The following is a 12,322-nucleotide window of genomic DNA, read 5'->3' as shown; positions in this document are numbered from 1 at the left end:
GCGGCAGCGGCGTTTGCCAATACTTTAACCAACAGGAGTCAATCCAATGAGCACGTCTACTCTCGCTATCCCTTCCGCACTTCCCGGTGGCCTTGAAGCCGGTATGGGTATGCATTTCGGCCACTGCGACATCTACACCATCGTGCAGATCGAGGACGGCGCGATCAAATCCGTGGGCACCCTGCCCAACGTGCCCCACCAGCAGGGCGGCTGCCTCGCCCCCGTGCAGCATCTCGCCTCCCACGGCGTAACCGCGCTCCTCGCCGGCGGCATGGGCATGCGTCCGCTCATGGGCTTCCAGCAGGCTGGCGTTTCCGTCTACTATGCGGGCAATTATCCCACCGTCGGCTTGGCGGTGCAGGCGTTCCTCGAAGGCAAGCTCCCCGCCTTCTCCACCGAATTCACCTGCGGCGGCGGGAATCACTAGGCTGTGTCATTGCTTTATATATAACCATTTGAAATCATTAAAAACAATCTTTTCGTAATTTGAAAGATAGTTAAATAATTTCAATAAATTATATCTAAGTAACGATACAACCTAGGGAATGTTCACACTATGCTGCATTTTTCCCATGATTGAAGAGCGTTGAAGAAAAATGCAGCATCGCCCAAATACGAGGATAACGATTTGTAAAAATGATGTTTATCCTCTGTTCGCGTGAACAGGCCCTAAGGCATTGGGAATTGGAGGGGACGGGAAAACCTTTCTGGAAAAGCTTCTCCCGCCCTCTCCAAACTGCCGGAGCGTCTCGCTCCTCACCCACCTTCTCCAAAGGCTTTCGCTCCTATCGAATCCCTGTCCGCAGTTTTCTTGAAAATCGAAGAAAAGACGCCATCTTACCATTTTATTGCATTGCATGAGGAAACATTATGGAACTGCTGCTCGTCACGCCTCGCCCCGAAGCCTGGAACGAATGCCTGCCGGTGTTTCAGCGCGGGGGCAATACGCTCCAACAGGCCGCATCGCTTGAAGACGCCACGCCGATCATCCGCGACACGCCGCCCGTCCTCGCCATCCTCGATCTTGGGCTTGAAGGGAAGGCCCTCCGTCAGGCCGTCATCGACATCATGATGATCAACGCCAGCGTCCATACCGCCGTCGTCAGCGACATGGACCCCGACGAATTCCACGAAGCCACGGAAGGGCTCGGCATCCTCATGCCCCTGCCCACTTCCCCCAAGGCCGACGATGCCGAACGCCTCCTTAAAGCCCTTGCCGGGGTTATGTAGGGTTGCCGTACCGCGCAGCCTGCGGCAAAACGCCTTATGAGGAACATGCGCCTTCGGCCCCGTTGGGGTGGAGGGCGCTTCTCCGTTTGGGGAACGTATGGACGCCAGCGTATTGCCGTTTCCATTCCGATCAGACGGGACATCTTTGATCCCGAATTCATATCCGCCTTGAATACCAAAGGGATGGACAGCACGCCCGCGTGCTGGTAACCAAAGGGGAAACTCCGTATCCGGGCGGGAGGGCACATGCGTTTCATCGTATTCAGCACGGTTTCCCATCTAGATATGTACACCGGCGAAGATCGGAAAGACCGCTGGCGCCCCTTGCTGGAGCTGCTGCGTATCCACGGCTTCAAGGTAGACAGGCTGTATTTCTTCATCAGCCACCTGTACCGGCACATCGTCCCCACGCTGGTCAAGGACATGAACAACGTCTGCCCGGAGACCGAGATTGTCCCTGTGATCACCGATCTCAACGGCGTGCTCACCTACGAGGACATCGCCCCGGCCACGCTGTTCGCGCCGGGCGTGTTGCAAAGCAGGATGCCGCGCCGGAGCACGGCGGGGATGTCGATCATGTCCAGCCCGGTGCCGAGCTTGGCAATCAGCTTGAGGTTGGACAGCTTTTCCAGCAGCCCGTCGGTGATGGCCAGGCTGTTGCCGGTGACGGCGATGTCGGCGGCAAGCGCTTCAACGAAGCCGGGCGCGTCCACGCGCTTTCCGCGCCAGTCCAGCACTTCCAGACGTTCGTCATCAAGCAGGCGGCGCATCTCGGCGTCGGAAAAGTTGGCGAACGGCGGGGCTTCCACAAATCACAGTATGCTTGCTCATGTCCACTCCGCCTAAACAAAGGTGTATAAGGGAAATTCAAAGGAAACGGCCTGCTGCGGCAACTGATGCGGCCAAAACAGCGTACCCTGCCTCAAAGCAAGGAACTAAGCCCCAAAAACAAGCTGCCTCCTCAAGAAATGCCGTAAGGAAGATCTGCCGTGCGAGGCTCCCCTCTTCGGGCGGCTTTCTCCACTACGTCCCCCAATCCTCACTCATACCGCAGGACGCTCATCCCCTGAAGCCGCGAAAGAATCAGGTTTTCGCGGCGGACGTTGGGAAGCTCGGCTCCGGGCTGGAGGGAAGTGACCACGGCCCGCCCGATGATGTGGCGGCCTTCGCCGCTCCCGTCATTGGTACGGAGGCCCCAGATGTTGTGGAACATGACGGGTTCGCCCTTGTACGTCCCTATATATAATGTAATGTGCCCGCGCAGCCAGAGCAGCGTAGCAAACGGCACCCCTTCATCCTTGATGATGCCTTCCTTACCCGTGGGAGACGCCTTCACAAAGCTGATGTACTGCCAAGCCTTGGCCTGCGCCGATGAGTTGCGTGGCAGCCATACCCCAAAAGGGACGAAAAGATCCCTCATCGCCAGCGAACAGTCCCGATTGAACAGATATCCGCCCCAGCCGTAGGGCTGCCCCATCATGCGGTTGCCGATCTCGGCCGCCGCCTTTGCCGTCAGGGGGATGGGCTTGCGCACCGCGTCGGAGGGGGACACCCGCACGGGCACGGCTACGGCACGGCCCTGCGGATCACGGACAGGAACCAGCAGCCTCAGCGAGGAGCCCGATCCGCCGGACAGGGGCAGCATGGTTCCGAGGCTCCCCGTGGTGACATAACGGCCCAGCTCATCCACCAGCGGGACGCCGTCACGGACGATGACCGCATACGTCCCGTTCTCGTAGCGCGAGCGGAACGGCGCATCCGTCACAGCCGTATCCTCCGTGGGAACCCAGCCTGATACCAGCCCCGTCTCCACGAACACCCACGCGCCATCGGCGGAGGCATGCACAACAAGAAGCGGCATCCCCACCGGAAGCGTGGAGTACATGAACATATCGAAGGGATACCCTTCCCCGGCCTCGGCAGGGTTCCCGAACCGGGGCTTATGGGTGGGCGCTTCACGCAGTACCGTGGGCCGCACGGTAATCGCCTTGTCGAACCGGGACGGGTACGCATCCCGTGCGGCGTTCGCCGTCAGCTTGTCCCAGTTCTCCTGCGTCCACGGCAACAGGTTTTCCGCCCATCCCCGCGCCTTGCCCCGCTTCTTTTGCCCGCCGAAAATGGCGAACGCCTCAGACGCGGAAACGGAGGGGCGCACGGCATCCCACGGGCCAAAGAACAGGCGGTTGAACCGGGCATCCTGCCGGGCCTGCTCCGCAGCCGACATGAGGGGCTTGTCCGGGCTGCCCTGCCGGGCATAGACCAGCAGATCCTGCGGCAACCGGCGCAGATCCGCAATGCTCCCCTTCGGGCCTTCAAAGCTGCCGGACTCGGCCGGAGGCAGGCTCCCGCCCTTACGCCCGCCGCCGCAGCCGCCAAGCGCAAGGGCGCAGCACAGCAATAGGCCGAGCGCAATCAGGCGGAGGCTTCTCCCCTTCACCGCTTCGGGGACAGGGACAACGCCCCGCCCCCCGATCCTTTCATACGGCGGCACACCCCAACATCCCTTGCGGGTACCAGAAATCATCATGCACGTCCCCCCTCCGTCTGCGAGCCGACGGCTTCCGGGGCCGCCCCCAGACGTCGGGCCAGCCACGTATACCGCTTCTGCATCCGGTTGTTTTTAACGGCCATCGCCAAAGCGCGGGGCTCTCCCACCAACACGACGAGGCGCTTGCCCCGCGTCACCCCCGTATAGATGAGGTTCCGCTGCAACAGCATATAGTGCTGCGCCATCAGCGGAATGACGACGGCAGGATATTCCGAACCTTGTGATTTGTGAATGGAAATCGCGTAGGCCGCCACTATTTCGTCGAGCTCTTCCCAGTCGTACCCGACATAACGGTCGTCATACCGGACAACAAGGCACTTTTCCTGCACGTCCACGCTGGAAATCCGCCCGATGTCGCCGTTGTAGACATCTTTTTCGTAGTTATTGCGGATCTGCATGACCTTGTCGCCGAGCCGATAGAGCCGCTCCCCACGCTGGAGGGCCTCCCCTTCGGGGTTGAGCGCCTGCTGAAGCCGCAGGTTGAGGTTTGCCGCGCCCACGGTGCCCTTGTGCATGGGCGAAAGCACCTGGATTTCGTCGAAAGGATCAAGCTGGAAACGGCGGGGAATGTGGTTCTTGACCAAATCCACGATGATGTCCGCCGCGCGATCGGGATCGTCCTGCCGCATGAAATAGAAATCGGAGAGGCGATCCTTTGAGGATTCAAGGCGCGGAAGCTCGCCCCGGTTGATCAGGTGGGCGTTGCACACGATTTCGCTTTCCGCAGCCTGCCGGAAGACCTCCACCAGCTCGACCACGGGCATGGCCCCGGAAGCGATGAGATCCCCAAGCACATTGCCCGGCCCCACGGACGGGAGCTGATGCACGTCGCCCACGAACACGATGGTCGCGCCGAGCGGGGCCGCCTTGAGCAGATGGTACGCCAGCATGGTGTCCATCATGGACGCCTCGTCCACCACAAGCAGCCCGCAGGCCAGCGGGTTATCCTCGTTGCGGGCGAACCCGTCGTCCTTGGGCGTGTATTCGAGCAGGCGGTGGATGGTGCGGGCTTCCCGGCCGATGGCCTCGGACATACGCTTCGCCGCCCGGCCCGTGGGCGCGGCCAGCAAAATCTTGGCCTTGTTTTCCGCGAAAACCTGAATGATCGCGTTCAGGATGGTGGTCTTGCCCGTACCGGGGCCGCCGGTCAGCACCATGACCTTGGACGTCGCCGCCGTGCGCACGGCCTCAAGCTGTTCCTCGGCCAGCGTAATGCCGAGCCGGGACACGACTTTCTCCACCACCTCGTCGGCCTTGGGGAACCGCACCGACTTCGGCGAGGCGAGGATGCGCCGCAGGTAATAGGCAATCTTCGATTCGTAATGATGGAACCGGGTCAGGTACACGCCGATTTCGTCGTCGAGCTCCTCCAGCACCACCCGTTCCTCACGGGCGAGGCAGTCCACGGCCTCCTCGACGAACTCTTCCGCAATGCCGAGCTGGGAGCAGGTCTGTTCCACCAAGGCCCGGCGGGGGTAATAGACGTGCCCGTCGTCGATCTGCTTCATCAGCGTATACAGCGTGCCCGCCTGAATCCGCAAAGGGTGCTCGCTTCCGAAGCCCAGCTTGGCCGCCAGCGCATCCGCCGTCAGGAAACCGATGCCCCGGATGTCCATCGCCAGCCGGTAGGGGTTTTCCTGCACGATGGACAGCGCCTGCGGGCCGTAATGCTTGTAGATGCGCACGGCGAAGGATGCGCCGATGTCGTGCGGCTGGAGGAACTGCACCAGATTGCGCACGCCCTGATGCTCGGTCCAGCACTCGACGATGGTTGCCAGCTTCTTCTGGGTAATGCCGGAAATTTCCAGCAGGCGCTGCGGTTCCTCATCGAAAATCCTGAGCGTGTCCTCACCGAACGCCTTGACGATGCGCGCCGCGATGCTCTTGCCGATGCCCTTGATCAGCCCGGAGGCCAGATACAGCTTGATGCCCTCGGCGGTGGCGGGGAGCAGGCTTTCAAAGGAGTCCATCTGCACCTGCCTGCCGAAGCGGGCGTTGTTCACCCACCGGCCCTTGATGCGCAGGGATGCGCCCGCCTGCGGGCTGCCCATATGCCCGACCACGGTGACGAGATCCACCTCGTCCTTGCCTTCCGGCCTGACCCGGAACACCGTGTAGCCGTTTTCCTCATTATGGAAGACCACGCGCTCCAGCGTACCCTGCAACTCCACCGTCTCGCTGAGGGATGAAAGAGAAAGCTGCGTCATGCCCTACCCCATCCGCCGCTGCAGCAGCAGGGCGTCGGCCACTGTCAGGGCGGCCATCGCCTCAAGCACGGGGTTGACGCGCGGGATGGCGCAGATGTCGTGCCGCCCGCCCACACGCAAGGATACGGGGCTGCCTTCGGCGTTCACGCTTTGCTGTTCCTTGGCGATGGAGGGGATGGGCTTGATCGCCACGGTCATCACCAGCGGCTGGCCGGTCGAAATGCCGCCGAGGATGCCGCCGCAATGGTTGGTGGCGGGATTGCCCGGCGTCGATCCGGCCTCGGCCGGGCGGTAGGCGTCGTTGTTGAAGCTCCCCCGGCTGCGGGCCGCGGCGAAACCGTCGCCGATCTCCACGCCCTTGACCGCACCTACGCTCATAAGCGCCTGCGCCAGCACGGCATCCAGCTTATCGAACACGGGTTCGCCCAGACCGGCGGGCACGCCGAGCACCTCCACCCGGACGATGCCGCCGAGCGTGTCGCCCTCGCCGCGCACGGTGCGGACCAACGCTTCCCAAGGCTCCACGGCGGCCTCACACGGGGCGCAGTACGGGCGGGACGCCGCGCACGCCATGTCTTCCGGTGTAAACGCCGGGGCGGGCATGCCGCCGATTTCCAACGTGCAGGAACGCACCGAAATCCCCTGCGCCGCGAGCAGCGCGCGGGCAATGGCCCCGCCGGCCACGCGGGCGGCGGTTTCGCGGGCCGAGGAACGCCCCCCGCCCCGGAAGTCGCGCATGCCGTACTTGGCGTCATAGGTCATATCCGCGTGCCCCGGACGCCAAACCGCCGCCAGCGGCCCGTAATCGCCGGAACGCTGGTTGGTGTTCCCGATTTGGAATCCGATGGGCGTCCCCGTGGTCACGCCTTCAAAAACGCCTGACAGCAGCCGGACGGCGTCCGGCTCCTTGCGCGTAGTCCCGGCCGTGCCGCCGCCGGGACGCCGCCGGTCGAGCTCCTTCTGGAGAAGTTCCTCCGAGAGGGCGATGCCCGCCGGGCAACCGTCCACCACGCCGCCAAGCGCCGGGCCGTGGGATTCGCCGTAGGTGGTCAGACGAAAAAGGCGTCCGAAAGTATTTCCGCTCAATGTTCTTTCCTCCGTGTGACTCCCGCCATCAAAACACGATTCGTTTTCGGCGTCCAGAGACGAACCCCCAAGCGGAGCATGACTTTTTTATCTTCATCCCACAGCCGAGACATTCGCTTCTGCAATGAAAGACGTATTTCAGCTAGTTGAAATTCAAAATGAATTTTTAAAAAATCATCGAAAAGGCGGATGCCTCCCACAACCCCTCCCTTTACAGACGGCGGCGTTCCCTACTATAGATACGGCCTTACGCTACGGACAGATACTTCCGTCCCTTCCGCGAGTACTTCAGCCCAAAGGACATCTGTTGATGAATACGACCCTGAATATAGGACTGGCCGGACTCGGAACCGTCGGCGGCGGCCTTGTGCGCCTGCTGTCCGAAAATGCCGAAGAAATCCGTGCCCGATCCGGCTGCGGCTTCAACCTGAAAGCCGTCGCCGTCCGCAATCCGAACCGTAAACGCGATCTCCCGGAAGGCGTGCGCCTGACGGCCGATCCCATGGCCCTTGCCGACGATCCCGACATTGACGTGGTCATTGAGCTGATGGGCGGCATCGACACGGCCAAGGAACTCATTACGCGCAGCCTTGCAAACGGCAAACAGGTCGTCACCGCCAACAAGGCCCTGCTCGCGGAAGAAGGCGAGAGCCTGTTCCGGCTGGCCGACGAAAAGGGCGCCACCCTGCTCTATGAAGCCAGCGTTGCGGGCGGCATCCCCATCGTCCAGACGCTGAAGGAAAGCCTCACCGGGAACCGTATCACTTCGCTCGAAGGCATCCTGAACGGCACCGGCAACTATATCCTTTCGGAAATGACCAGCAAGGGCGTCAGCTTCGCCCCGGCCCTCGCCGAAGCGCAGGAAAAGGGCTACGCCGAGGCCGATCCCACGCTGGACATCGACGGGTTCGATACCGCGCATAAGCTCGTGCTGCTTATCCGCCTTGCATGGGGCGTGGACTACCCCTATACGAAAATGCCCATCGAAGGCATCCGCAACCTCGACAAGATGGACATCGACTTTGCCCGCGAGTTCGGCTACCGCATCAAGCTGCTCGGCCGCGCCCGGATGCGTGGCGGCAAGCTCGAAGCGGGCGTCTTCCCGACGCTGGTGAACCACACCTATCTCCTTGCCCGCGTGGGCGGCGCGTACAACGCCGTGCGCGTGGAAGGCAACGCGGTGGGTTCCCTCTTCCTGCACGGGCTCGGCGCGGGCAGCCTGCCCACGGCCAGCGCAGTGCTTGGGGATCTCATTTCCATCGCCCGCCGGAACAACAGGCTGAACTCCGGCTTCGTCAAGCAGGTGCTCCCGCAAGCCGACATCCTGCCCCCGGAAGAAGCCTCCAGCACCTATTACATGCGTTTCATGGTCAAGGACGATCCCGGCGTCCTGCGCGACCTTTCCGGCGCGCTCTCCGATCAGGGCGTCAGCATCGCGCAGGCGATCCAGAAGGGGCAGAGCGAAGCGGGCGTTCCCCTCGTCTTCATGACCCACGAAGCCCCGGTTTCCGCCATCCGCAAGGCTATCGAAACCATGCGCAAGAGCGATTTCCTCCTTGCCCCGGCTATCTGCTATCGGGTCATGGGGTAAAAAGCTGTTGGGGAGGGAGAGGGGAACCTTTCTGGAGAAAGGTTCCCCTCTCCCTCCCCAAACCCCACCCTCTCCCCTCCCAAGACTTTCGCCTTTATCGAATCCCTCATGACGATTTTATCCGGTGTGGACAGTATTGCCATTGGAAAAGGCTTTGTCAGAGTACATGGTTGTTTTGTTTCATCAATATACTGAAAATATATACTTTTTATCCAATTTTTCCGTTGGCGGGCTCCATGATTGGGGGATTTTATTGGTTATTTCTTTGGAATTTCAAGAAGTAAAGCATCAACCGTTTTCTATGACACAGCCTTGGAATCATGTCCGCCCCTTCAAGGGGCGGTTTGATTTGGCCCTATAAGGGCCCGGTACTTGTCTGCCCGCTTAAGCAGGCATGTCCTGACTACTGCCATTATTCCTAGCTACCCATAAATGGGTTTTCATACTCTATCAGGCTATGTTGATCGGCTATTTTGTCGCGCGTTTCCTGTTCACGGATATACTTGATTATTGTAGTCTCATTCACACCTGCCGTACTGACAAAATAGCCTTTGCACCAGAAATGACGATTCCCAAACGTATACTTAAGATTAGAGAACTGCTCGAATATCACCAAGCTGCTATCACCAAACTGCTTTTTCCTTTCAAGTAGCCCATGATTTGGGAAATACTATATTGGGGAGGAATTTTGATACACATATGTATATGATCAACACACGCATTCGCTTTCAATATCTCATCCGTTTATATTCGCACAATTTTCGTAAAATCGAACCTATCTCTTTTCGGTATTTGCCATAAACTATCTTACGTCTGAACTTGGGGGCAAAACAATATGGTATTTGCAATTCCAACGAGTATACTCTAAACTCTGCTCTTCCATTGTTGCTCTCCTTTGCTTATTCATGAGAAGTCAAAATTACTTCTTTCTAAGCAAAGGAGAGCTTTTTTGAGGATAGGTGTAAGCATCGCCTTTTTGGAACTCCCCACTTAGCGGGGAGTTTTCGTTCACGAAAAAAGAAGAGCATCCGCGCGCGGATGCTCTTCTTTGAAGAATAGGCCTTTCAGGGATGTGGTTGTTCCATCTTCACAGATAGGGAGATCCCCTGTTTTTCTCTGCCGTTTCCGGTGGTGACCCCTATAAAATATTTTAGTTAGCTATTTGAAATTTTAAGAAATAAACAATCATTTGCCGTGGCATAGCCTTTTCCTCACATCCCTACCCTTTCCGAAAGGCCGTCGCAAAGAAAATACCGCCAAGGATGGCTGCGGAACTGAGGGCCACGCGCAGCGTAATAGGCTCGTTGACGAACAATACGCCGCCGATGGCGGTGATCACGGGGACGCTCAACTGGACGACAGCCGCAACGGTGACCGTAAACCGAACCACGACCATATACCAAATCACATAGCCGCCCGCGGAAGCCAGCGCACCGGCCGCCAGCGCGTACCACATACCGGGATTATCGAAACTCACCTGCGAAGGCAGGCAAAGCATCATGAGCAAAGTGAAGGGGACGGCCTTCATGAAATTGCCCGCGGTTGACGCGGCGGGATCGCTCACGCCTTTGCCGCACAAGCAATAAACGCCCCATGACGCACCGGATATGAAAATAATCAGTGAACTGAAAAGCGGCGGTGCGGTCAATCCCGGCAACAGCAAAAAGACAAGGCCGACCAGCGCGATGCCGATACCGATGCCCTGCTGGGTGCTAGGGCGTTCTCCAGAGAAAAATCCGAAACCAATCATTGTGGTCTGCACCGCCACAGCGATGATCAGCGTCCCCACGGCGGTGGGCAGCTCAACATAAGCCCACGAAAAGCACGCCATATAGGTAAACAAGGACAGCGCGCCGGGCCACGTCCCGGATTTGAAAATATTCTTGTGGCGCACGGCCATGATCAGCCACAGCATCAACGCGCCGGAAATGAGACGAACCGCCGTATAGGTCACGGGCTCCATTTTGTACTCAAGCAGCGCCAAACGGCACAGCACAGAGTTGCCGGCGAAAAGCGTCATGGAAAGCAACGTCAACAACGCCGTACACATAGTACTATTCATGAACCCCCACCTTATAAAAAAACGTGGCCGGAAGGAGGCCGGAAAGGAACACGCCGTAAAAAATCCGCGCGTAAGCGCGGCCCGGTACCTATAACATCAGCCCCGCGAGATGACAATATGCCATCCCTCCCGCTTCTCAGGGAAAACCAGTTGACCGCAGCTCCGTTCTTGGTACATCTTCTTGAAGGCGAAACGAACTTCTACAGGCAGGTCAGCAATGGATACCGCGGAGATACTTTCAGGGCAGAAACCGCCCTTTGTCCTCGTGCCCGGCTCATGGTGCGGGGCGTGGTGCTGGAAGCCGGTAGCGGACAGGATCCGCCATGCCGGACATACGGTTTTCCCCATGAGCCTCACCGGGCTTGCCGAGCGCTCCCATCTCCTTTCCGACCGGATCTCGCTGGAAACCCACGTCATGGATGTGGTCAACCTGATCAAATACAATGACCTGCGCGACGTTGTGCTTGTGGGGCATAGCTACGCGGGCATTGTCCTGACGGTGGTAGCCGAACGCATCCCGCAATGCCTGCGCCACATCGTCTATCTTGATGCAATGGTTCCCAAGCCCGGCGAATGCGCGATGGATCTGATCCCGAATGAGGAAGCCGAACAGCGCATCCTCCGGGCGCGGCATGACGGCGGGATCAGCATCCCCGCCCCGGCTCCGGGGCACTTCGCCATCGATGCCATGCGCGAATGGTTCAAGGATCACATGACCCCGCAGCCCATCAAGCCCTATTTTGATCGCATCGACGTCCGTGTCCCCCAAGGCAACGGCGTTCCCGTAACCTATGTTTCCTGTACGCCCGTCAAACTTCATCCCATCGCCCTCTCTGTGGAACGTGCCCGCAGGCTCCCCCTCTGGCGCGTCGTTGAAATCGCCTCAGGGCACAACGTCCATCTGCACCGCCCCGATGATACCGCAAAAATCTTGCTGGAATGTGCCGGGAGAGCATGATGCCCTATTGGGACGGCTACCCCTTTCACGGAACCCCACAGGGAAACCGTATTCGCTTGAAAAAGGCATTGGAAGAAGGGAAGCCCTTTTCAGGAAAGCTGTGCCATAGTAATCAGTTGGTGCTGTATTTCTTGGCATTCACAAAGGCTGTGTCATAGAAAATGGTTGATGCTTTTCTCTTGAAGTTCCAAAGGGATACGCCTTAGCCGTGGCTCCCGCCAAGGGGAAAACCGGATAAAAAGGCCGTATTTTCACCGCACTGTGAAGATAAAACAACCACAAACTATAACAAAGCCTTCACAAAACAACAGTCGCCAGCCGGCGGGTGGTTTACTGTTGCAGCTGCTTTGCGCCCTCAACAGGCTAGAATACACAATAATTAACTGTTATAGTTTAGTTTTTATCTTTACAGCACGGTAAAAATACGGCCTTTTTCTCCAGCTTTCCCATTGACGTAATCCATGACTACGGCATTTTGTTGGTTATTCCTTTGGAACTTCAAGGAAAAAAACATCAACCCTTTTCTATGTCACAGCCATCATAACAATACCTTTCCATTGGCTGTGTTTAAGTTTACGGTTGCTGATTTTTTCAATGAAAATCATGAATAGATAAAAGCTCGTTTCACGTCTAGTGATGT

At 58.5% G+C, this 12,322-nt stretch carries 9 protein-coding genes and 2 pseudogenes; 5 read left to right on the top strand and 6 right to left on the bottom strand.

Annotated elements, in window-relative coordinates; genetic code table 11:
- Positions 1–46: 46 nt before the first annotated feature.
- The 3 genes and pseudogenes from ACZM8Y_RS05975 to ACZM8Y_RS05965 all read left to right on the top strand — a co-directional run.
- Positions 47–427 (top strand): NifB/NifX family molybdenum-iron cluster-binding protein, encoded by a 381-nt coding sequence (locus ACZM8Y_RS05975; protein ID WP_302554076.1) that lies wholly within the window; start codon positions 47–49, stop codon positions 425–427.
- Positions 428–870: 443 nt separating this feature from the next.
- Complete coding sequence (locus tag ACZM8Y_RS05970; RefSeq protein WP_482331431.1) at positions 871–1,230, top strand: hypothetical protein; 360 nt, start codon at positions 871–873, stop codon at positions 1,228–1,230.
- 246 nt (positions 1,231–1,476) lie between these two features.
- Positions 1,477–1,665: pseudogene (locus ACZM8Y_RS05965) on the top strand (RNA repair transcriptional activator RtcR family protein); the annotation flags it as partial.
- 53 nt (positions 1,666–1,718) lie between these two features.
- On the opposite strand, the gene ACZM8Y_RS05960 reads toward ACZM8Y_RS05965, so the two are convergent.
- From ACZM8Y_RS05960 to aroC, 4 genes are all read right to left on the bottom strand, one after another.
- Positions 1,719–2,039: a hypothetical protein gene (locus ACZM8Y_RS05960; RefSeq protein WP_482331426.1), complete on the bottom strand. Its 321-nt coding sequence runs from the start codon at positions 2,037–2,039 to the stop codon at positions 1,719–1,721.
- Positions 2,040–2,269: 230 nt separating this feature from the next.
- Entirely contained in the window at positions 2,270–3,757 is a 1,488-nt protein-coding gene (locus ACZM8Y_RS05955; protein ID WP_482331422.1) for an NlpC/P60 family N-terminal domain-containing protein, read from the bottom strand.
- Positions 3,754–5,985: an SF1B family DNA helicase RecD2 gene (gene recD2, locus ACZM8Y_RS05950; RefSeq protein ID WP_302554080.1), complete on the bottom strand. Its 2,232-nt coding sequence runs from the start codon at positions 5,983–5,985 to the stop codon at positions 3,754–3,756. The genes ACZM8Y_RS05955 and recD2 overlap by 4 nt, the downstream gene beginning before the upstream one ends.
- A gap of 3 nt (positions 5,986–5,988) precedes the next feature.
- Positions 5,989–7,071, bottom strand: coding sequence for a chorismate synthase (gene aroC / locus ACZM8Y_RS05945; protein WP_482331414.1), 1,083 nt, complete (start codon positions 7,069–7,071; stop codon positions 5,989–5,991).
- Positions 7,072–7,381: 310 nt separating this feature from the next.
- Here aroC and ACZM8Y_RS05940 point away from each other — a divergent pair, with 310 nt between their 5' ends.
- Positions 7,382–8,662 carry a homoserine dehydrogenase gene (locus tag ACZM8Y_RS05940; protein WP_482331410.1) on the top strand — a complete coding sequence of 427 codons (1,281 nt, stop codon included), beginning with the start codon at positions 7,382–7,384 and terminating at the stop codon, positions 8,660–8,662.
- A 418-nt stretch (positions 8,663–9,080) separates the two neighbouring features.
- On the opposite strand, the pseudogene tnpA reads toward ACZM8Y_RS05940, so the two are convergent.
- Positions 9,081–9,545, bottom strand: a pseudogene (gene tnpA / locus ACZM8Y_RS05935) (IS200/IS605 family transposase).
- 336 nt (positions 9,546–9,881) lie between these two features.
- Positions 9,882–10,724 carry a DMT family transporter gene (locus ACZM8Y_RS05930; protein WP_302554792.1) on the bottom strand — a complete coding sequence of 281 codons (843 nt, stop codon included), beginning with the start codon at positions 10,722–10,724 and terminating at the stop codon, positions 9,882–9,884.
- Positions 10,725–10,941: 217 nt separating this feature from the next.
- Here ACZM8Y_RS05930 and ACZM8Y_RS05925 point away from each other — a divergent pair, with 217 nt between their 5' ends.
- Complete coding sequence (locus ACZM8Y_RS05925; protein ID WP_482334299.1) at positions 10,942–11,682, top strand: alpha/beta fold hydrolase; 741 nt, start codon at positions 10,942–10,944, stop codon at positions 11,680–11,682.
- Positions 11,683–12,322: the final 640 nt, after the last annotated feature.

The sequence above is a fragment of the Bilophila sp. genome, assembly GCF_057864385.1.
The sequence above is the reverse complement of the archived record's forward strand: the minus strand, read 5'-3'. Positions and strand labels throughout refer to the sequence as shown.

What these genes read in the sequence shown, in the direction of transcription:
- ACZM8Y_RS05975 (WP_302554076.1), top strand. Translation starts at nt 47, where the DNA reads ATGAGCACGTCTACTCTCGCTATCCCTTCCGCACTTCCCGGTGGCCTT.
- ACZM8Y_RS05970 (WP_482331431.1), top strand. Translation starts at nt 871, where the DNA reads ATGGAACTGCTGCTCGTCACGCCTCGCCCCGAAGCCTGGAACGAATGC.
- ACZM8Y_RS05955 (WP_482331422.1), bottom strand. Translation starts at nt 3,757, where the DNA reads ATGATGATTTCTGGTACCCGCAAGGGATGTTGGGGTGTGCCGCCGTAT.
- recD2 (WP_302554080.1), bottom strand. Translation starts at nt 5,985, where the DNA reads ATGACGCAGCTTTCTCTTTCATCCCTCAGCGAGACGGTGGAGTTGCAG.
- ACZM8Y_RS05940 (WP_482331410.1), top strand. Translation starts at nt 7,382, where the DNA reads ATGAATACGACCCTGAATATAGGACTGGCCGGACTCGGAACCGTCGGC.
- ACZM8Y_RS05930 (WP_302554792.1), bottom strand. Translation starts at nt 10,724, where the DNA reads ATGAATAGTACTATGTGTACGGCGTTGTTGACGTTGCTTTCCATGACG.
- ACZM8Y_RS05925 (WP_482334299.1), top strand. Translation starts at nt 10,942, where the DNA reads ATGGATACCGCGGAGATACTTTCAGGGCAGAAACCGCCCTTTGTCCTC.